At 63.9% G+C, this 18,100-nt stretch carries 20 protein-coding genes; 10 read left to right on the top strand and 10 right to left on the bottom strand.

What is annotated here, in order from left to right:
• Positions 1-14 precede the first annotated feature (14 nt).
• A complete protein-coding gene (locus AB4Z53_RS06645; protein ID WP_441595340.1) occupies positions 15-608 on the top strand; it encodes a LysE family translocator in 594 nt (197 codons plus the stop codon).
• Here the strand turns inward: AB4Z53_RS06645 and AB4Z53_RS06640 are convergent.
• Together AB4Z53_RS06640 and AB4Z53_RS06635 are read right to left on the bottom strand one after the other, a co-directional pair.
• On the bottom strand, positions 600-1,079 hold the full coding sequence (locus AB4Z53_RS06640; RefSeq protein ID WP_441595339.1) for a DUF2269 family protein: 480 nt from the start codon (positions 1,077-1,079) through the stop codon (positions 600-602). The two genes, AB4Z53_RS06645 and AB4Z53_RS06640, sit on opposite strands and share 9 nt — an antisense overlap.
• On the bottom strand, positions 1,079-2,359 hold the full coding sequence (locus AB4Z53_RS06635) for an SDR family oxidoreductase (RefSeq protein ID WP_441595338.1): 1,281 nt from the start codon (positions 2,357-2,359) through the stop codon (positions 1,079-1,081). Before AB4Z53_RS06635 ends, AB4Z53_RS06640 begins: the two co-directional genes overlap by 1 nt.
• 234 nt (positions 2,360-2,593) lie before the next feature.
• On the opposite strand from AB4Z53_RS06635, the gene nthA reads away from it, so the two are divergent.
• From nthA to AB4Z53_RS06610, 5 genes are all read left to right on the top strand, one after another.
• A complete protein-coding gene (nthA, locus tag AB4Z53_RS06630) occupies positions 2,594-3,241 on the top strand; it encodes a nitrile hydratase subunit alpha (protein WP_113536062.1) in 648 nt (215 codons plus the stop codon).
• Entirely contained in the window at positions 3,238-3,897 is a 660-nt protein-coding gene (gene nthB / locus AB4Z53_RS06625; protein WP_441595337.1) for a nitrile hydratase subunit beta, read from the top strand. Before nthA ends, nthB begins: the two co-directional genes overlap by 4 nt.
• Complete coding sequence (locus AB4Z53_RS06620; protein WP_223724873.1) at positions 3,884-4,258, top strand: nitrile hydratase accessory protein; 375 nt, start codon at positions 3,884-3,886, stop codon at positions 4,256-4,258. The genes nthB and AB4Z53_RS06620 overlap by 14 nt, the downstream gene beginning before the upstream one ends.
• A 193-nt stretch (positions 4,259-4,451) precedes the next feature.
• Positions 4,452-5,393, top strand: coding sequence for a glycosyltransferase family 2 protein (locus AB4Z53_RS06615; protein WP_441595499.1), 942 nt, complete (start codon positions 4,452-4,454; stop codon positions 5,391-5,393).
• Between the two features lie 31 nt (positions 5,394-5,424).
• Positions 5,425-6,270, top strand: a complete 846-nt coding sequence (locus tag AB4Z53_RS06610) for a glycosyltransferase family 2 protein (RefSeq protein ID WP_441595336.1) — start codon at positions 5,425-5,427, stop codon at positions 6,268-6,270.
• A gap of 37 nt (positions 6,271-6,307) precedes the next feature.
• Here AB4Z53_RS06610 and AB4Z53_RS06605 read toward each other — a convergent pair whose 3' ends face one another.
• The 4 genes from AB4Z53_RS06605 to AB4Z53_RS06590 form a co-directional block, all read right to left on the bottom strand.
• The gene (locus tag AB4Z53_RS06605) at positions 6,308-7,141 is read right to left on the bottom strand and encodes an anti-sigma factor family protein (RefSeq protein ID WP_291157720.1); all 834 of its coding nucleotides are present in this window, start codon (positions 7,139-7,141) and stop codon (positions 6,308-6,310) included.
• Positions 7,138-7,692 carry an RNA polymerase sigma factor gene (locus tag AB4Z53_RS06600; protein ID WP_441595335.1) on the bottom strand — a complete coding sequence of 185 codons (555 nt, stop codon included), beginning with the start codon at positions 7,690-7,692 and terminating at the stop codon, positions 7,138-7,140. Before AB4Z53_RS06600 ends, AB4Z53_RS06605 begins: the two co-directional genes overlap by 4 nt.
• Positions 7,676-8,053: a COG4315 family predicted lipoprotein gene (locus AB4Z53_RS06595; RefSeq protein WP_291157716.1), complete on the bottom strand. Its 378-nt coding sequence runs from the start codon at positions 8,051-8,053 to the stop codon at positions 7,676-7,678. The genes AB4Z53_RS06600 and AB4Z53_RS06595 overlap by 17 nt, the downstream gene beginning before the upstream one ends.
• A gap of 241 nt (positions 8,054-8,294) precedes the next feature.
• Positions 8,295-9,383 carry an AbrB family transcriptional regulator gene (locus AB4Z53_RS06590; RefSeq protein ID WP_291157713.1) on the bottom strand — a complete coding sequence of 363 codons (1,089 nt, stop codon included), beginning with the start codon at positions 9,381-9,383 and terminating at the stop codon, positions 8,295-8,297.
• Between the two features lie 454 nt (positions 9,384-9,837).
• On the opposite strand from AB4Z53_RS06590, the gene AB4Z53_RS06585 reads away from it, so the two are divergent.
• Complete coding sequence (locus AB4Z53_RS06585; RefSeq protein ID WP_291157777.1) at positions 9,838-10,965, top strand: ATP-dependent DNA helicase; 1,128 nt, start codon at positions 9,838-9,840, stop codon at positions 10,963-10,965.
• 24 nt (positions 10,966-10,989) lie between these two features.
• Here the strand turns inward: AB4Z53_RS06585 and AB4Z53_RS06580 are convergent, their stop codons facing one another.
• The 3 genes from AB4Z53_RS06580 to AB4Z53_RS06570 all read right to left on the bottom strand — a co-directional run bounded on the left by AB4Z53_RS06580 (position 10,990) and on the right by AB4Z53_RS06570 (position 14,142).
• Positions 10,990-11,664 (bottom strand): MnmC family methyltransferase, encoded by a 675-nt coding sequence (locus AB4Z53_RS06580; RefSeq protein ID WP_291157710.1) that lies wholly within the window; start codon positions 11,662-11,664, stop codon positions 10,990-10,992.
• Positions 11,665-11,871: 207 nt separating this feature from the next.
• A complete protein-coding gene (locus AB4Z53_RS06575; RefSeq protein WP_113536053.1) occupies positions 11,872-12,549 on the bottom strand; it encodes a MerR family transcriptional regulator in 678 nt (225 codons plus the stop codon).
• A gap of 480 nt (positions 12,550-13,029) precedes the next feature.
• Positions 13,030-14,142: a hypothetical protein gene (locus AB4Z53_RS06570; protein ID WP_441595334.1), complete on the bottom strand. Its 1,113-nt coding sequence runs from the start codon at positions 14,140-14,142 to the stop codon at positions 13,030-13,032.
• Between the two features lie 452 nt (positions 14,143-14,594).
• Between AB4Z53_RS06570 and AB4Z53_RS06565 the strand changes: the two genes are divergently transcribed.
• The 3 genes from AB4Z53_RS06565 (at position 14,595) to AB4Z53_RS06555 (ending at position 17,486) form a co-directional block, all read left to right on the top strand.
• A complete protein-coding gene (locus AB4Z53_RS06565; RefSeq protein WP_291160081.1) occupies positions 14,595-15,347 on the top strand; it encodes a pyridoxine 5'-phosphate synthase in 753 nt (250 codons plus the stop codon).
• A 267-nt stretch (positions 15,348-15,614) separates the two neighbouring features.
• The gene (locus tag AB4Z53_RS06560; RefSeq protein ID WP_441595498.1) at positions 15,615-16,112 is read left to right on the top strand and encodes a histidine phosphatase family protein; all 498 of its coding nucleotides are present in this window, start codon (positions 15,615-15,617) and stop codon (positions 16,110-16,112) included.
• A gap of 159 nt (positions 16,113-16,271) precedes the next feature.
• Positions 16,272-17,486: a multidrug effflux MFS transporter gene (locus AB4Z53_RS06555; RefSeq protein WP_441595333.1), complete on the top strand. Its 1,215-nt coding sequence runs from the start codon at positions 16,272-16,274 to the stop codon at positions 17,484-17,486.
• A 98-nt stretch (positions 17,487-17,584) separates the two neighbouring features.
• Here AB4Z53_RS06555 and AB4Z53_RS06550 read toward each other — a convergent pair whose 3' ends face one another.
• On the bottom strand, positions 17,585-17,968 hold the full coding sequence (locus tag AB4Z53_RS06550) for a VOC family protein (RefSeq protein WP_223724860.1): 384 nt from the start codon (positions 17,966-17,968) through the stop codon (positions 17,585-17,587).
• Positions 17,969-18,100: the final 132 nt, after the last annotated feature.

Raw genomic sequence — 18,100 nt, 5'->3', positions numbered from 1 at the left:
GACCGGAGGAAACCATGCAGGCCGATACGCTGCTGGCGCTGTTTTTGTTCGCATTCACCACCTCGATCACGCCGGGGCCGAACAACATGATGCTGTTCGCATCGGGTGTGAATTTCGGCTTCGTACGCACCGTTCCGCACATGCTGGGCATCGGTGCCGGGTTCTTCCTGTTGCTCATCGCCGTCGGGTTCGGCCTCGGCGCGCTGCTTCACTCCGTGCCGTTGCTCTACACGGCGTTGAAGTTCGCCGGCGGCGCCTATCTCGTCTGGATCGCCTGGAAGATCGGCACCTCGCGTTCGCTGAGCGAGGGCAAGGCAGGCGCCAATCCGATGACGTTCCTTGCTGCCGCAGCCTTCCAGTGGGTCAATCCCAAGGCCTGGGTCATGGCGGTTTCGGCGATGGCCACCTATACGAGCAGCGACAGCTATCTCATGAGCGTGCTCGTCGTCGGCCTCGTCTTCGCGCTCGTCAACGTGCCGAGCGTTTCCACCTGGGCGGGCTTCGGCTCGGCGCTGCGCCAATGGCTGTCTGAGCCGTCGCGGCTGAAATGGTTCAACATCACCATGGCGGTGCTGCTCGTCGTCAGCCTCTGGCCGATGCTAAAATAGTGCGAACTGCGGCTTCACCAGCATCAGCCAGAAGATGCMGGTGACGGCAAAGAAGGCGGGGAAGCCGCAGGCAAACCAGATGGCATAGAGCCGGTCGAACTCCGGTGGCAGCGGCGCACCGTTTGCCGTTGCAAGCCGAGCGAGATCGCGCAGCCGCAGCTGGATCCACACCACCGGCAGCCAGAAGAGACCGGTCACCACATAGAGGATCAGCGACAGCGTGATCCATCCCTCGGTCAACGACCAGCCGATGCTTTGCGCCAGCAGATAACCGGTGATCGGCTGGATCACCACGGCGGTCGCGGTGAAGACCGTGTCGGCAATCACCACAGTGCCGGCGACATGGGCGATCAGCCGGGCATCGCGCGTGCGCCTGGCCATCACCATGAAGAAGGCGATGCCGGCGCCGGTTCCGAGGAGCACGGCGGCACCGATCACATGGGCAAGGCGCAGCAGATCTTCGAGCGGCATCAGCGTTCATCCAGAATAGCCAGCGTCGCCAGCGTGAGAAGGAGCGACGGCAGCACCTTGACCAGCGGCCCGAGCGGATCAGCCCAGAGCTCGGGTTCGACCAGGGTGGCGGAGGCGAGATAGGCCACCGTCAAGCCAAGCATGCCGACAAGCGCGCGTCTTGCCCACGGGCGCACGAGCACGGCGATGCCGAGCGCGATATCGGCAATGCAGGTTGCAAGCGTCAGCGTGGTTGCCGGGTCTTGGCCAAGAAACCGCAGGAAATGTTGGCGGGCAGCGTCGAGGTCGAACAGCGGGATCAGGCCCGAAAGCAGCCAGAAGAGCGAGAGCCCCACGATCATCAGTGGCTTCAACAGATAGAGGCGGGCAAACCAGAGGTCTTGCACGCCCGATGGATTGGCGGCGAGGCTCTGGCGCGCCGAAAGAAGCGGGACCGTGGCGTGAGCGCCGTCCTTGGCCGAGACGCCGCCGGCCATGACCGAGAGCGCGGTGGAGCGCAGCGGCGAGCGCCAGCCGAGCCGCCCGGCGAGATCGGCAAGGAGGCCGACAGGGGCCGCAAGCGCCGGCGGCAGGGAAATGGTCCGTGCCGCCCGAAGGCCGAGCCATTGCCGGTGCAGCGCCACGAGTTCGGCGAGCGTCGGCGGTTCCCCATGGCCGAGCACGAAATCGCTGCCTTCCGGCATCAGGCCGGCGACGGCGGCGCTGACGGCCTCGGCCACGTCGCTCAGGGCCACGGTCTCGACGCGGGCCTGCGCATGGACGAGCGGCGTGACGAAGGGCAGGGCCGCGAGCGCGCGCAGAAGGGCGGTGCCGCCATGGGCGTTGCGGCCAAGCACCAGCATCGGCCGCAGGATGACATGCGGTATGCCGCTTGCCGCCAGCGCCTCGTCAGCGCGAAACTTGGTGGCGAGGAAGGCGCTGTCGCTGCCGGCGCTGCCGCGGGGGGCGGAGATCTGGACGATGCGGACGGGAGAGCCCTTCGCTGCCGCATAGAGCGCCAGCATCGCCGTCTCTTGCGTTGCGGCAACATCATCGGCAAGACCATCCTGCAGCGCACCGGCGCAATTGACGATGACGTCATGGCTCTCGATGAGCGGCCGCCAGTCGCCGGCGTCACGCATGTGCGCGAGGTCGGCGGCAAGCCATTGCGCCTCCGGCCGCTTCAGCCGGGCGCGGGTCACATTGCGGCCAAGCCCGGTCACCTTGTGTCCGTCGCTTGCCAGTCGAACGAGGAGGGCCGAGCCGATGAAGCCGGTGGCGCCGAGAATCAGAACCTTCATCGTGCTAGAATAGAGGAGGCGGTTGCGTGCGGCAGTACCGCGTGTCGTCAAAGTTTAGTGGGCGGGCGGCCACGCCAGATTCCGAAATGCGAACCAGACTTGTTACCGTGACAATTGCGGGTACCCGCAGGCGTTGAAATCGATTTCGAATCCGGGGTTTATGCGCTACGACTTTATGAGGAGGCAGCGCCATCTTTGTGCCTGTGATGGCACGGCGTTGCGAGGAGCCAGGCAATGTCCGAACACCATCACGGCCACGATCACCACGATCACGACCATCATCACCACGACAACCATTTCACCGACATGGAAGCGCGGGTGAAGGCGCTGGAAACGGTGCTGACGGAAAAGGGACTGATCGACCCGGCGGCGATCGACGCGATTGTCGAGACCTATGAGACGAAGGTGGGGCCACGCAACGGGGCACGCGTCGTGGCGAAGGCCTGGGCGGATCCGGATTTCGCCGAATGGCTGAAGCGCGATGCGACGGAGGCGATTGCCAGCCTCGGCTTCACCGGCCGCCAGGGCGAGCACATGCGCGCCGTGTTCAACACGACCGATACCCATAATCTCGTCGTCTGCACCCTCTGCTCCTGCTACCCGTGGTCCGTGCTCGGCCTGCCGCCGGTCTGGTACAAGGCGCCGCCCTATCGCTCGCGCGCCGTCATGGATCCGCGCGGGGTGCTCAAGGAATTCGGCGTGACCTTACCGGAAGCGACGCGCATCCGCGTATGGGATTCGACCGCGGAGCTGCGCTATCTCGTCGTGCCGGAACGGCCGGCCGATACGGACGAGTTCAGCGAGGAAGAACTTGCCGCGCTGGTGACGCGTGACGCGATGATCGGCACGGGCCTGGCGCTTTCCGCAGAGGCGCTTCGATGAACGGTCCCCACGATCTCGGCGGTGCGCATGGCCTCGGCCCGGTGGCGCCGGAAAAGAATGAGCCCTATTTCCATGCCGAATGGGAAAAGCGGGCGCTCGGCGTCACGCTCTCCTGTGGTGCCTTCGGCGCCTGGACAATCGACGAAAGCCGGCATGCGCGCGAAAACCTGCCGCCGGCGACCTATCTTTCGGCAAGCTATTATGAGATCTGGACCCGCGCGCTGGAGACGCTGTTGAAGCGCCACGGCTTCGTGACCCAGGCCGAACTCGACGGCGGCCACAGGCTGGAGCAGGGCGCGGCGCCGAAGCGGGTGCTGAAGGCCGACATGGTGGCGGGCGTCCTCGCCAAGGGCGGCCCCTGTGATCGGCCGGTGGAGGAGCTCCCACGCTTTGCCGTCGGCGACCGAGTGCGCACGAAGAACTTCAATCCGGAAACCCATACCCGCCTGCCGCGCTACGCCCGAGCCAAGCTTGGCCGGGTCGAGGCGGTGCAGGGCTCCTTCGTCTTCCCCGACGACAACGCCCATGGCCGCGGCGAGAATCCGCAATGGGTCTATACCGTCGTTTTCGACGGGTCCGAGATCTGGGGCGAGGGCGCCGACCCGACGCTGACGGTCTCGATCGATGCCTGGGAGAGCTACCTTGAACACGTGTAAGGTGACGTCACCGCTCGTCGCCTCGGCCGAGCTGCCGAAATCGCCGGAGGGCGACCCTGTCTTTGCCGAGCCCTGGCAGGCGGCCGCATTTGCCATGACCGTGCGTCTGCACGAAAAGGGCGTCTTTTCCTGGCCGGAATGGGCCGAGGCGCTCTCGGCCGAGCTCTACAAGCCCGGCCGCAAGGCCGATGCCAGCGACTATTACGATTGCTGGGTGGCGGCCCTCTCGCGCCTCGTCACCGAGCTCTCGATCGCCTCCGGCCGCGAGCTGGAGCACCTGACCGAGAGCTGGCAGCGCGCGGCGGAGGCCACGCCGCATGGGCAGCCGATCGTGCTTGCCAACGATCCCGAGCGAGCCTGATTTCAAAGGCGCCGATCCGCTGGACCTGGCAAGTTGATCGCAGACCGTTTTTCACGTAGAGGCTGCTAATCTTAACGATCTGGAGCTCGTCGTGGGCGATACGCAATATCCTTTTCCCTCCATGGAGGCGGCGGCGGAGATGTTCAGGAGAACACCGCTCGAACGCCTCAGCACATGGCTGGAAACGAAAAGGATGGCCCGGCGCGAGAGGAAAAAGAAGCGCCGGCACGAATTGACGTGTCTGAACGCGCGGGGGCCGGCGACCTTGTCGGCCGACGATATCCCGCTGATGTTCATCACCCACAACGACCTCAAGCTGATGCCGTCGTTCCTGGCACATTACCGCAAGCTCGGGGTGACGCGCTTCATCTGCATCGATGACGTCTCGGCCGACGGCTCGCGCGAATATCTGGTGGCGCAGCCGGACGTCGACGTCTGGTCGTCCACCGTCCGGTTCAAGGAGGCAAGGCGCGGACGCGAGTGGCGGGAAACGCTGTTCGAGCGCTATGGCACCGGTCGATGGTACATCAATGTCGATTCCGACGAGTATCTCGTCTACGACGGCTATGAGGAACGCGGACTGAAGTGGCTCATTCCGGCGCTGGAGCGCATGGGCGCCCGCCGCATGCTCGCCCCCATGCTCGACATGTACCCGGTCGATCTCGAGCGCGCCGATGTCGAGAATCTGAAGCAGCAGGCGCCCTGGGAGATTGCCGATCATTTCGATGCCACCGGCTATGCCATGCATTCGATGAAGCGGGCCTTCAGCGTCAAGGGTGGGCCGCGTCATCGCAAGTTCGGAACCGACCTGGAGATGGTCAAGTATCCGGTGCTGTTCTGGGACGACGCGTGCTGTTTTGGACCCAGCATCCATCAGCCCTTGCCCTATGACCGGAATTTTCCGGCGGCCATGGGCGTGCTGCTGCATTTCAAGTTCTTTGCCGACTATGCCGAGGTCGTCGATGCGGCGGCGGCGGGCGGGCAGTATTTCGATGCCTCCGCCGTCTATGTGAAGATCAAGGAGAACATCGCAAATGCCGGCGGTCTGCAGTTGACGTCGGATGTTTCGGTGCGCTTCACCGGATCCAGGCAATTGCTGGACCTCGGATTTATAACGCGGCTTGAGCGCGCCTGAGGCGCGGCTCGGCAAACGGCTTGGAGTGAGAATGGAGAAGGCGAAACTCGTCGTTCTGTTTCCGGTCTTCAATGGGGCAAAGACCCTGGAGAAGTGTCTGCAGTGCATCGCGGACCAGGATTTCAGGGATTTTCGCGCCATCGTCGTCGAAAACAGGTCGACCGATGGTTCGCTGGAGATTGCCAAGGCCTTCGCAGCCAAGGACCCTCGTTTCGAGGTGATCGAGAACGAGGTGCATCTGAAGGCTGACGAGAACTTCCTCAAGTGCTTCCGCCTTGGTACCGAGCTTGGCGAATATTTCTGCCTCAGGGCTTGCGACGACTTTTCGACGCTCGACTACCTGTCGCGCCTCGTCGCCGCGCTCGACGCGGACAAGACCAAGCTGCTCGGGGTCTCTGACGTCCGGCGGTTCAACGACGGCAAGGGCCGCCTTGCCAGCCCCAATCGCGACGTCTTCAATTTTGCCCAGCGCGTGCGGGACGGGAAGCTCCCGCGCAATCTGAGCTATCCGTCCGAATGGGTGTACGGCATCTATCGCTCGCAAGGCAGCCTGGAGATCCTGCTCCGGCGCTATGCGGAGTTCAGCTACCCCTGGACCGGCGCCTCCTATATCGTCACGGAGTTCGTGGTGCGCGATCTCGTTGCCTATGTGGAAGGCCCCGAATTTCACTTCATCGAGGGCTCAGGGTCGGTGCAGCGCTATGGTGCAAAGACCTTCCGGGAAAAGTTCTCGCAGCGCTGGGAGTATACGGTCGGCTGCTACCGGCTGAAGGACAAGCTGCCGCCGATGTCGCCGTGGACGAAGTTCCTGCTGTTCCGCATGTTCTGGAACGACGCGCGTCGCAAGACCCGCTACAAGCTGCTCGGCTTTTTCTGAGCGGGCCGGAACGCGCCTGAGGCGGCACGCCGCCGTCTTAGCTTCCTGTCGCCTCGTTCTTGTCGAACTGACGGTAGCATTCGTCAGCCACCTGCTGCAGCAGATTGCGCGGCACCTCGCCGGTGACGGCGTAGCCGATCGGGCCGTCGATCCAGTAGAAGGTTTCGACGCCTTCGGAGCTGTCGATGCGGAAACTGGTTTCGCGGTTGTCGTCGTTGCGGCCGAGAAGAACGGTCAGCCTGCGCCCGGTGCCATCCTCATACATGAACATCGCGCCCGCCTTGCCGTTGACCGGCAGCAGCCGGCCGCCGACCAGCGAGAAGCCGAGCGAGGAGAGGTCGGGGATCGTCAGCGGATGGTCGAGGCGTTTTCCGAGCCAGGTGGCAAGATGGCTCTGATCGTCGGCGCCGACTTCGACGGCGTGGCGTACTTCGCTGGCATAGACCAGGAAGGCCGATTGCGCCTGTCGCGGCAGGCTGTCGGCGGTCTCGACCGATCGGTCGGCGCCATCAGCGGAAATCAGGGACGGCGCGTAGAGGCCGGTAAGCCCGCCGGCGGCAAAGAGGGCGAGACCGGCGGCGATGGCGCGCAGACGGCCGGCGGCGGATCGGGTGTCCTTGCTCGGAAGCGCCTGCGAAGGGTCGTTGCTGCTGCTTGAAAGCAAGGCGCGGTCGCGTGCGTCGCTGCGGGCGTAACCGCCGAAGAGCGAACGAAGGTCTACCGCCTGCGCCTGCCATTGCCGGACTTCTTCGGCGCGAGTGGGGTTGCGCTCCAGCCATTGCTCGATCCGTTCGCGTTCCTGTGGGGTCGCGAACCCGTCGACATAGGCGTGCAGGTCGTCTTCGGAGACGGTGTTGAGATCTTCCGTCATTTCGGTCTCCGCATGCTGATCACATTGTCGTCCTTCATGGCTTCGGCAAGCTGGCGTCGGGCGCGTGACAGCCGCGACATCACGGTGCCGATCGGAATGGCCATCATTTCGGCCACGTCCTGGTAGCGGTATCCTTCGATCACCACGAGCATCAGCACTGAACGGTTATCCGAGGAAAGGCCGTTCAGCGCCCGTTCGAGCCTGGAGCGTTCGAGCGGATCGCTTTCGCGGTTCTCCGCCTCCAGCCCCAGATCTTCATCCAGTGCGACCTGCGGGTGCATGGCAAGGTAGCGGTGCCGGTTGCGCCCGAGATTGGTCATGATGGTGAAGGCCCAGGCGCGCAGGTTGACGCCGCGCCACTGCGCGCGGCGCGCCAGCACCTTCTCCACGCAGTCCTGCAGCAGGTCCTCGCCATCCCGGTCCGAGCGCACGAGGCTGCGCGCATAGCGCCTCAGCGCCGGCACCAGGGCCAGCACATCCTCCTCGAACCGGTCGGATGCGGGGCCGTCGGCCCCCGCATCCGCATTTCCGCCGTTACGGCTTGGCGACATTCCATTCGCCCTTCTTCATGCCGTCACCGGCAATGTCACCCATCTTCTTGTCCTTGACGAAGAAATAGAGCGGCATTCCATCCTTGGCCCATTGCTTCTTGCCGTCCTTGCGCTCGACGAGCGTATAGGCGCCGTCCGCCTTGGCGCTGGCTTCCGCCAGGAACGGCGGCCAGTTCTTGGCGCAGGCGTCGTAGCAACTGGACTTGCCGCCATGGTCGTCCTTGTAGGTATAGAGCGTCATGCCGTTTTCGTCGGCCAGCACCTTGCCTTTGGCCGATTCAACTTCCTTGACCGGCGGCGCGGCAAAGACCGTGACAGTGGCGGCAAGCAGCATGGCGATCGTCAGTGGAAACGTTCTCATGGCAATTGTCCTTCCTCAAGATGATTTTCCTATCCGGAAACGGCCGAATGCCTCCTCGTTCCGCTTCCGTGAGAGCCGCATGGTGCAGATCCAGCCGTAAGACACGGTGCGTGGCGGATTTATTCCCGGAGAACTGGTGAAAAGGCGAGAGGAGGGGAATGCTGCCGGAAAACCACGATCGGCGGCGGTGCCCCCGGTGTTTCAAACCCAGGAGGGGCGTGCAAGCCCCAAGCGGCGCGCCTCAGGCGCGATCGGCGACGAAGCGGGCAAGCGCCGGGCCGATCATGGTAATGATCAGCAGGCGGGCGGTCTGCAGCGCCATGACGAAGGACAGATCGACGTTGCTGGAAGCGGCAATGACCGCGATCGAGTCCAATCCGCCGGGGCTGGTGGCGAGATAGGCGGTGAGCGGATCGATGCCGACGACCTTGATCAGGAGTAGGGCGAGAAGCCCGGAAAAGGAGATCAGCACGATGATCGAGATGACCGTCGGCACCAGAGCGCGGCGCGCGTGGACGAGGATCTGCCGGGTGAAGCCGAGGCCGATGTTCCAGCCGAGCAGGGCATAACAGAGGCCCAGCAGCCACTGCGGCAGCACCGTGGTCATCACGCCGCTGACGTTCAGCGCCGCGCCGATGAGGAAGGGCAGCAGGAAGGCGCCGGCAGGCACGCGCAGGAAGCGGCCGGCCAGTGCTGCCCCCAGCCCGACGGCGATGGTTTCAAGGAAAGGCAGACCCGCGACCGGCGCGAACCAATGGGTGGTCTGTTCGGCCTCGGTGCTGGTGACCCACATATGCGCCACCACGGTCGCGGTGCTGGCGACGAAGACGACGCGCAGATATTGCATGAAGGCGACGAGGCGGGCATCGGCGCCATAGGCATCCGCCATCAGGAGCATGGTCGAGGCGGCACCCGCCGAAGAGCCCCAGATCGCGGTCGTGCCCGGCAGGATGCGCATGCGGGTGATCACCCAGCCGCACAGCGTGCTGACGGCGATGACCGACAGGACGACGGCGAGGAACAGCGGCCAGTTGCCGGAGAAGGTGACGAGCATGCCCGGGGTCACAGCGCCGGCGATCATCATCGCCAGGATGAACTGCACGCAGAAGAAGAGCTGGCGCGGCAGGCGGATCGTGCCGCCGTTGAGACCGACGAGAACGGCTGCGAGCATCGGCCCCATCAAGAGGCCGGCGGGAATGCCGATGAATTCGAAGCAGGTGGCAAAGACGAGGGACACGACCGAGAGCAGGCACCATTGCAGCCACGGCGCCAGCCGTCCGATGCCGACCTTTTCCGGAGAGGCGGCGGCTTTGGGCTTGTCGGTCGTCACAGGCATTCTCCGGCGTGGCCCCGAAAGGCGGGAGCGGCCATCGGTGGCCGGCCTCAGCGGGCTTCGAGCAATGGTGATCACGACAGCGCCACGCTAAAGCGGCGGGATCGCGGCGCCATCACGCCTTGCTCGTTAGCAACAATGCGGCGTTGCATTCAAGGGGCAAGGCAAGAAAGTGCCACAGCGATCGTCGGCCGCAAGTGGGGGTGGCGATGCTTCTGCTCGTGCTGCAGAGGCTCGTGGCCGCGTCGCGAAGCCCGGTGACGAGAAAAAAACGTGAACAAAGGACCTTCGGTGTGAGCGAGGCGATAACTGCAATTACGCGGAAAACCATTGATTCTACGCGAAAAAATCCCACGAGAACGGGAGACATCCTCAAAACGGCCGCCAGGTGGCCTGGATGGCCGACAAATCCGGGCTTGCTTGTGCCGCCCGAATCCTGACACTCAGCCTCATGCAATTTGCACCGCAACAGGATGAGGCCCTCAAGGCCGTTTCGCAGTGGCTGAAAGAGGGCCGCTCGCCGCTGTTCCGGCTGTTCGGCTATGCCGGCACCGGCAAGACGACGCTTGCGCGCTATTTCGCCGAGCATGTCGACGGCGAGGTGCTGTTTGCCGCCTTCACCGGCAAGGCCGCGCAGGTGCTGCGCTCCAAGGGCGCCAGCAACGCCAAGACCATTCATTCGCTGATCTATCGTCCGCGCGGCGAAGAGGAGGTTTCCGACGAGGAGACCGGCAAGACCTCGATCGCGCCGATGTTTTCGATCAACCGCCAGAGCCCGGTTGCCAAGGCGGCGCTGATCATCGTCGATGAATGCTCGATGGTGGACGAGGCACTCGGCAAGGACCTGATGAGCTTCGGCACGCCGATCCTGGTGCTCGGCGACCCCGGCCAGTTGCCGCCGGTTTCGGGCGGCGGCTACTTCACCAATCAGGATCCGGACTACCTGCTGACGGACATTCACCGCCAGGCGCGCGACAATCCGATCATCCAGCTCGCCATGCAGGTGCGCGAAGGCAAGGAGATCATGCATGGCGACTACGGCACCACGCATGTGATCGGTCGCGGCCAGGTCAACCAGGAACTGGTGCTCGAAGCCGACCAGGTGCTGGTCGGCACCAACAAGACCCGCCGGCGCTACAACCAGCGTCTGCGCGAGCTCAAGGGCTTCACCAGCGACTACCCGCAATCCGGCGACAAGCTCGTCTGCCTCAGGAACGACCCGGCCAAGGGCCTGCTCAACGGCTCGCTGTGGCAGGTGATGAGTTCCTCGAAGGAGACGGTGAAGCCGGGCATCAACCTGATGATCCGCCCGGAAGACGACGACATGGACCGGGGGGCTGCCAAGATCAAGCTGTTGAAGGCCGCCTTCGAGGATGTCGAGGGGGAGATCCCCTGGACGACGCGCAAGCGCTACGACGAGTTCGACTACGGCTATGCGCTGACGGTGCACAAGGCGCAGGGCTCGCAGTGGAACAATGTCGTGCTGTTCGACGAAAGCTGGGCCTTCCGCGATACGCGCGAGCGCTGGCTCTATACCGCGATCACCCGCGCGGCGGAGCGGCTGACCATCGTTCGCTGACGGCTGTTACGGGGAAGGGCTGCTTCAGCGTTTGGTCGCCATCCACAACACGTGGCGGGCACCGCCACGTTTGCCGTTGGCGCGCACATTCACCTCGTCCGTGGCAAAGCCGACTTCGCGCAGACGGCGGGTGAAGGCGCTGTCGGGCGCGGACGACCAGACCGAAAGCACGCCATTCGGGCGCAGCGCGGCCTGGGCGGCGCGAAGGCCGGTATGGCTGTAGAGGCTGTCGTTGGAGGCGCGCGTCAGGCCGTCCGGGCCGTTGTCGACATCGAGCAGGATGGCATCGTAGGCAGCCTTCTTCGAGCGGATCAGGGCGCCGACATCGCCGATATGGATATCGACCCGGGGATCGTCGAGCGTGCCCTTGTGGAGTTCGGCCATCGGCCCACGTGCCCAGTCGACCACGGCCGGCACGAGTTCGGCGACGGTCACCCGGGCATCATCCGGCAGCACGCCGAGGGCTGCCCTGAGCGTGAACCCCATGCCGAGCCCGCCGATCAGCATGCTCATGTTTTTCCGGCCGGCGATCCGTTCGTAGGCGAGCGTCGCCAGCGCCTCTTCCGAACCGCTCAGCCGGCTGTTCATCAGTTCGGTCGAACCGAGCATGATCGAAAATTCCTGGCCGCGCTGCTTCAGGCGCAACTCGTCTCCGTCACCGGGAATGGTTGCGCGGTCTAGCTGGATCCAGGGAAGCATCGGGATATCTCACTTGTGTCGTTTCAGCGCCTCGTAACATGAGCGTGCCGTTGAAGACATCCCATTGTGGCCGTTCCCGAGAGAATCGCGACCCAACCGGCCGCGCGACCGGCCACCAGGAGGAACCTTGGCCGGCCTGCGAACCGCGCTGCGGCGCGGTGCCACGACGCGGTTGGGCGAGGCGTCGACCGCTGAAAGCCGCTTCGGCTACTCCGCCGAGATCATGCCGGCGATCACGGCCTTGGCGATTGCCTGGAAGCGGTTGTTGGCGCCGAACTTGCGGATGATGCCGGCTTCGAGCGTGAGGGCGGCCGCGACATCCATCTCCATCAGGCGGGCGATGCGCGGGGCCGGATAGCCTTCGGCCATGAAGGTCAGGCATTCGCTCTCGATCGGAGACAGGTGGACATGATCATCATCGTCCGCCTCGGGGCCGCTGCCATCGCCGCTTTCGAGCAATTCGGTGATGCGCTGCATCTGGCGGCGAAGGTTCGCCTGCTGGGCCGCCAGTTCCCGGCGTCGCGCCAGGAGCGCCTCGCGAAACAACCGGTCGGCGTCCGCCTGATCCTCGGTCGCGGCAAGGCCGGTCAAAAGCTCCAGGATGGCGGCGATCGGCATGTCGATCTCACGACAGGCGTTGATGACGGCCATGCGGCGGATGTGTTCTTCGTTATAGATGCGCATCGGGCCCATACGGGCGGCGGTCAGAAGTCCCTTCTCCTCGTAAAAGTGCAGGGTGCGATGGGTGACGCCGAAGGCATCGGCCATGTCGGCAATCGCCAGCGGCGTCGTCGGGTCGTGGTGGGGAAGGGGAAGAATGGGCAGGAAGCCGCCGCGGTCAGGCGCGGCCAGCATGCCTTCGTATTTCCAGTGATCTCGCGGCATATCGATTGTCCCCGGTCTACAGGCCGCGCCTATCCAGCGCGTTGTCTCTGTAACGTTTGATTTTCCGCATATTTTGCCTGGATCGAGACCGACCCAGGGAGGCGCAGTCCACGTCCGGAAGCGGCGGCAATCACCGGGTTTCTCACAGGTGCGGATCCTTGTCCGCGTGCTGAGCCACTCGTTGACCGACAACGACAGTGCTGCTGCTCGGCTGGGCATCCCGCGTGGACGACGCGGCGTTACTCTGGACTTCGATGCTTGCCTGACGAGCAACCAGGCATCCATTCCCAACGCATGCGTGCACCGTATACGCGAATCGAATACATGACCAGTCTTTAATATTGTAGACTGACGACCGCTCCCCGAGTGGTCGAGCCGTGGCCGTTGCCCGTCGTCGACGATCCGGAAAACATGCATTAATTCATGGTGTTACGGTGAAAATGCCGCGTCCTCGAAGACGCGGCCCGCGGGCTGACAAGGTCAGTGCCCGATTACCTTGAGCGGACTGTTGGAGCTCAGGATGAACAGCGGCTCGTCTCCGCGCAGCGGCGACAGTTGCTGCTGGCAGGACCAAGCCGCCTCGAAGGCATCACGCGTCAGGTGCTTGCGATAGCGCTGGGTGGCGGCCATGCAGCCCATCAGCGGACTTTCGATCTGCTCCTGGCGGGCGTGCTGGTAGATCTCGCCGTCGAGCGAAAACAGTTCCGACGCCAGCGACATGCTCTCGTAAAGCAGGTCCGGCTCCGATTCCAGCCGCTTCCAGGTGATGAAATCCTGACGCAGGGGCACGTTCTCGCCATCATGAGAGAGAGTGACGCGGATACCCTGTGCCGGCGCATCGTACCAGGTCACCTGCACGGTGAAGGAGAGGGCGGAATTTCGCGATACGGGGCGACCGGTGTCGCCATCGGTGGCGCGGGCCAGCGTCTTGTGGCGCTGGGCCGCAAGGCGAAGCGCCGTGGCAAAAGACTTGGCATCGTCATTTTCGGCGCCGGCTATCGTCACCTGCACCGAGGGCAGTACCCGCTCGGTCGCGTGGCGCGCGTTGAAGAGCTTTGCCTGCGCGTCGATGTCCAGCGTCATTTCCTGCGAGGGCATGGGCGCGAAAAGGAGGAGCGGCAGCACGGTCAGCACCGAAAGCGGCGAGGAGAACGGCGCCGGCGGCCAGGCGGGCCGGTGCCCGGCGAAGCGTCGCTTCGTCGGCTTCGGCTGTCGGGGCGACGCGGCGGCCTGATGCTCTTCCTCGTTGCGGGCGCGCTGGTACTCCGGAACATAGGTGCCCTTGGGAATGGCGATCCGCCATTCGTCATCGGCCCCGTCGCCCTCGTAGAAGGCCTTGAGCAGCTTGCGCAGTTTACCGGCGTGCACGCGCACCAGCGGGTCGCTGTCGGCGTTGAAAGCCTGGGGGCGGTCGAAGACGTCGATCGCGATCGAGTATCCCTTGAGCTGATGGCCTTCGCCGGCCATCTCCTTCTCAACCACATAGGCGAGGAAGGCTCTGAGACGTTCTGAGCGCGCGAAAGCCTTGCTTTCGAGGATACGGCGGAGCGCCCGCCGAATCGTCTCGTCGCAGGGTCTTTCGACCGTCATCATCGGTTCTTGCTCCAGGGTCATATGAATTAAAATCTATGAAATGCGATCGCGGCACGGGCTGGGCCATTCGATCTGATTCGGAAAGTTAAGCCCAAAAAAGGTGGTTGTCAGGGGTAGTAGACGCCAAGTTTGAGTTTTTTCTGAAATAAACCTGAAAATTGCGCCTGTTCGTCCTGTGGCAGATGGTAGCGGAAGCCCACACGGCCATTTTCGCCGCTCATGATTGAGCCTTCTCGCATATTAGAGATGGCGATTGTCAAGACTTGGTCAAGACAAAGCCGACAAACGAACCGCGCGCAAACGCCGCATCGTGCTTCTGCGACCTCGTTGGAATTGCTGCATAATCGGACCTCAAACCGTTTCTGATTTCGGCAATTATGCAGTAGAACATTGCAACCACATTGCCTGCGTCCGGGCCCCGCTTCAGGGTCCGCTTTCTGGAAAGTTCAGACATGCCTGCAAAACTGTCCGTGAATCTGAATGCCGTCGCAATGCTCCGCAACCGGCGCGATCTGCCCTGGCCCTCCGTCACCGCGCTGGGCCGGATCGCGCTCGAAGCGGGGGCTGCCGGTCTTACCGTGCATCCGCGTCCCGACCAGCGCCACATCCGCTTTAGCGATCTGCAGCCGATCCGCGACCTGATCGACGGGGCGTTTCCGGAGACGGAATTCAACATGGAAGGCTACCCGAACGAGGAGTTCCTTGTCCTCGTGGAAACGCATCGGCCGGAGCAGGTGACTTTGGTGCCCGACGATCCGGCGCAGGCGACCTCCGATCACGGCTGGGATTTCCGCAAGAACCACAACCTGCTCGGCAATGTCGTCGGCCGGCTGAAGAAGAAGGGCTTCCGCGTTTCGCTGTTTGCCGATGGCGACGAGGACCAGGAGGCGCTGCGCATCGCCAAGGAAACCGGCGCCGACCGCATCGAGCTTTATACCGGCCCCTATGGCGGCTGCTACGACGATCCGGAAAAGGCGGAGAAGATCGCCGGCGAACTCGGCCGCACCGCCGCGATTGCCGAAAGCCTTGGTCTCGAGGTCAATGCCGGGCACGATCTGACGGTCGCCAACCTGCCACTGCTTGCGAGACACATTCCGAACCTTGCCGAAGTCTCGATCGGCCACGGCCTGACGGCGGATGCGCTGGAATACGGCATGGCCGAAACCGTGCGCCGCTTCCGCCGCGCCTGCGGCCAGGAAGTCTGAGGCGCACTGCGCCTCCACACCATGACAGTCCGGCGTTCCATCGCGATTGGAGCGCCGGCAGAGTTTGGCACGGTTCAGCGCCCTTGCGTGGTGGCGCCGCGCTTTTTCGGGTACCCGTCCGTAACGCCTTGAACGCTGAGTCATGAAGGACCTCTTTGTCGTCACCCACACGGAATCCGTCCATCACCTGGAAGGCAAGGTGGGCGGCTGGTATGACACGGGCCGGCGGCGCGCGGCAGACGGGATGCGCAAGCGACCGCTGAACGCCTGGCGACTCTCGTCGGTTCGCGTGATTTGGAGATCCACAGTTCGGATCTGTTGCGCGCTGCAGAAACAGCGGCGGCGATCGCCGGGCGCCTGTCGCGGTCGGTCACGGAAGCCGCCGATCTCCGGGAAATCAGCTATGGTGTCGCGGGCGGCAAGCCGCAGGCCTGGCTCGATGCGCGCTACTCCCCGGCGCCTGACGACAATCGGCTGGATCATGATTGCGGAATAGAAGGTGCGGAAACCCGACGAGATGTGGCGCTTCGCGTCTATCCTTGTGTCGAAGCGATCGTGGCGCGGCCTTGCGAAACCCAGATCATCGTCACCCATGGCTTCACGCTGACGCTCGTCATCGCCGCCTGGATGCGGGTTCCGGTCGAGGCGACGGGCTTTCTCAGTTTCCCGGCGAAATCCGGCAGCATCACGCATCTGCGCCAGGATGATTTCTTCCGGAATCGGGCAGTTATACGTCTGGCGGATGTTGCACACCTGAGCGCGTGAGCCCGCAGATATCCTGCAGCGGAGGTCGACCTTCCGGCAACGCCAGTCGCAAAACAGCTGTAAAACCCAGATTCTCGCGGTCGACCTTTCGACTGGCGCGCGCAAACCGGCGCTCGGACTGCTATAGGTCGAATCCAGATTTTCCCTTGTGTGCCGCCCATGACATCTCCCACCAGCTTCCGCGAGCGCATCGCCCTCTATGCGCTTTTGACCTCGCTCACCTCGATCAGCATCGACGCCCTGTTGCCGGCCTTGCGGCAGATCGGCGCCGACGTCGGCGTCGCGCCGCCACTTTCGACCCAGCACATCATCTCGCTTTTCATCCTCGGCATGGCGTTCGGGGAGCTGCTGCTCGGGCCGCTCTCGGACGCGATGGGGCGGAAGAGGGCGCTTGTTCTGGGGCTCGGCGTCTATGGGATCGGAACCGTGATCGCGTTTGCCGCGGGTTCGCTCGAGACGGTGATCCTTGGCCGGTTCCTGCAGGGGATCGGGGTCTCGGGGCCGAAGATCGCGACCAGGGCGATGATCCGCGACCAGTTCGAGGGGGACGCGATGGCGCGCGTCATGTCCTTCATGTTCACGCTGTTCATTCTCGTGCCGATGCTCGCGCCGACGCTGGCGCAGGGCATCATTACCATAGCCGGCTGGCGCAGCGTCTTTGCCGTCTATCTCGGCGTGGCGGGGTTTCTCGGGCTGTGGCTGGTGATGCGACAGCCCGAAACGTTGCCGATGGACAAACGCATTCCCTTTCGGCCGCGGCTTCTGCTCGCGAATGGGCGGCGCATCCTGTCGCATCGCAGGGTGTCGCTGCTGATCGTGGCGACCGGGCTCGTCTTCGGCGCGCAGCTTCTCTATCTGAGCACGGCGGCCGACCTCTTCTTCGACGCCTATGGGATCGGCCAGACCTTCCCACTCTATTTTGCCATGCTGGCGACGGGCATCGGGCTTGCCTCGTTCCTCAATGCCAAGCTCGTGCAGCGCTTCGGTGCGGAGGTCATGGCGCGGCGGGGCTTTCTGGGATTGGCCGCCGCAGGACTGGCGATGCTCGCGGCATCCCTCTTCTGGGGCGGGCGTCCGCCGCTGACGGTGCTGCTGATGTTGGGCTTTGCCGCCTTCTTTGCGGTCGGCGTGTTGTTCGGCAATCTCAATGCCATGGCCATGCGCTCCCTGGGGCAGGTTGCAGGGCTCGGCGCGTCGCTGATCGCTTCCGGCTCCAGCCTTGTGGCGACCGTGTTTTCGATCGCTGTGGGCGCTTTCTACGATGGCACGGCGCTCAATCTTTCGGCCGGCTTCTTTCTGGCTGGCGTCGGCGCGCTCGTGCTTGCTGAGCTTGCGCTCAGGGCCGATGCCGCGCCGGTGGAAGCCATACGGTAGGCGGCGGCAATCGCCGGGCAGGGCCACGTGACGAGCACTCCCACACCGGCCTCGCTGATGCGGATCCTCGGTTCGTGCCCTGCCAAGGCGGCGATGCACTAACCGTTATAGACGACGGAAATCTTGTTTCCGGAGGGATCGCGCATGTAGGCGGCGTACCAGTGCGGCCCATAATGCGGCCGCGGGTTGGGGGCGCCATCATCCGTTCCGCCATTGGCCATGGCGGCTTGGTAGAAAGCGTCGACCTCCCGACGGGACTGGACCATGAAACCGACCATCGAGCCATTTCCAGCGCTCGCCGGTTCATTGTTGAAGGGTTTGCAAACCCACAACACCGGACCATTGCCGGTTCCGCCTTCGGAGTAGGCGCGCCAGTCCGGAAATTCCGTGTGCGTTTTCCAGCCGATCGTCGCCAGGGCGGCATCGTAGAAGGCATTGGACCTGGCAGAATCCAATGCGCCGACGGTCAAGTAAACGCTCATGATTTCCCCATCTTTTGTGGCGGTGAAGTCGGGGGGATTTATAGAGCGAAAAATGTGAACAAAGCAAGAACAAATTGCGGCGTAGACCGCGGCGAAATTGTCTCGCCGGCAGGAGCGGGGGCGGGTGCTCCA

The sequence above is a fragment of the Ensifer sp. 2TAB8 genome (assembly GCF_052115125.1).
Taxonomy (GTDB): domain Bacteria; phylum Pseudomonadota; class Alphaproteobacteria; order Rhizobiales; family Rhizobiaceae; genus Ensifer.
The sequence above is the reverse complement of the archived record's forward strand: the minus strand, read 5'-3'. Positions and strand labels throughout refer to the sequence as shown.

Excerpts from the sequence above, each read along its gene's own strand:
- AB4Z53_RS06605 (WP_291157720.1), bottom strand. The coding sequence starts at position 7,141 with ATGACGGAAGATCTCAACACCGTCTCCGAAGACGACCTGCACGCCTAT.
- AB4Z53_RS06580 (WP_291157710.1), bottom strand. The coding sequence starts at position 11,664 with ATGCTTCCCTGGATCCAGCTAGACCGCGCAACCATTCCCGGTGACGGA.
- nthB (WP_441595337.1), top strand. The coding sequence starts at position 3,238 with ATGAACGGTCCCCACGATCTCGGCGGTGCGCATGGCCTCGGCCCGGTG.
- AB4Z53_RS06635 (WP_441595338.1), bottom strand. The coding sequence starts at position 2,359 with ATGAAGGTTCTGATTCTCGGCGCCACCGGCTTCATCGGCTCGGCCCTC.
- AB4Z53_RS06615 (WP_441595499.1), top strand. The coding sequence starts at position 4,452 with ATGGCCCGGCGCGAGAGGAAAAAGAAGCGCCGGCACGAATTGACGTGT.
- AB4Z53_RS06645 (WP_441595340.1), top strand. The coding sequence starts at position 15 with ATGCAGGCCGATACGCTGCTGGCGCTGTTTTTGTTCGCATTCACCACC.
- AB4Z53_RS06575 (WP_113536053.1), bottom strand. The coding sequence starts at position 12,549 with ATGCCGCGAGATCACTGGAAATACGAAGGCATGCTGGCCGCGCCTGAC.
- AB4Z53_RS06600 (WP_441595335.1), bottom strand. The coding sequence starts at position 7,692 with ATGTCGCCAAGCCGTAACGGCGGAAATGCGGATGCGGGGGCCGACGGC.
- AB4Z53_RS06550 (WP_223724860.1), bottom strand. The coding sequence starts at position 17,968 with ATGAGCGTTTACTTGACCGTCGGCGCATTGGATTCTGCCAGGTCCAAT.
- AB4Z53_RS06585 (WP_291157777.1), top strand. The coding sequence starts at position 9,838 with ATGCAATTTGCACCGCAACAGGATGAGGCCCTCAAGGCCGTTTCGCAG.
- nthA (WP_113536062.1), top strand. The coding sequence starts at position 2,594 with ATGTCCGAACACCATCACGGCCACGATCACCACGATCACGACCATCAT.
- AB4Z53_RS06565 (WP_291160081.1), top strand. The coding sequence starts at position 14,595 with ATGCCTGCAAAACTGTCCGTGAATCTGAATGCCGTCGCAATGCTCCGC.
- AB4Z53_RS06595 (WP_291157716.1), bottom strand. The coding sequence starts at position 8,053 with ATGAGAACGTTTCCACTGACGATCGCCATGCTGCTTGCCGCCACTGTC.
- AB4Z53_RS06555 (WP_441595333.1), top strand. The coding sequence starts at position 16,272 with ATGACATCTCCCACCAGCTTCCGCGAGCGCATCGCCCTCTATGCGCTT.
- AB4Z53_RS06610 (WP_441595336.1), top strand. The coding sequence starts at position 5,425 with ATGGAGAAGGCGAAACTCGTCGTTCTGTTTCCGGTCTTCAATGGGGCA.
- AB4Z53_RS06570 (WP_441595334.1), bottom strand. The coding sequence starts at position 14,142 with ATGATGACGGTCGAAAGACCCTGCGACGAGACGATTCGGCGGGCGCTC.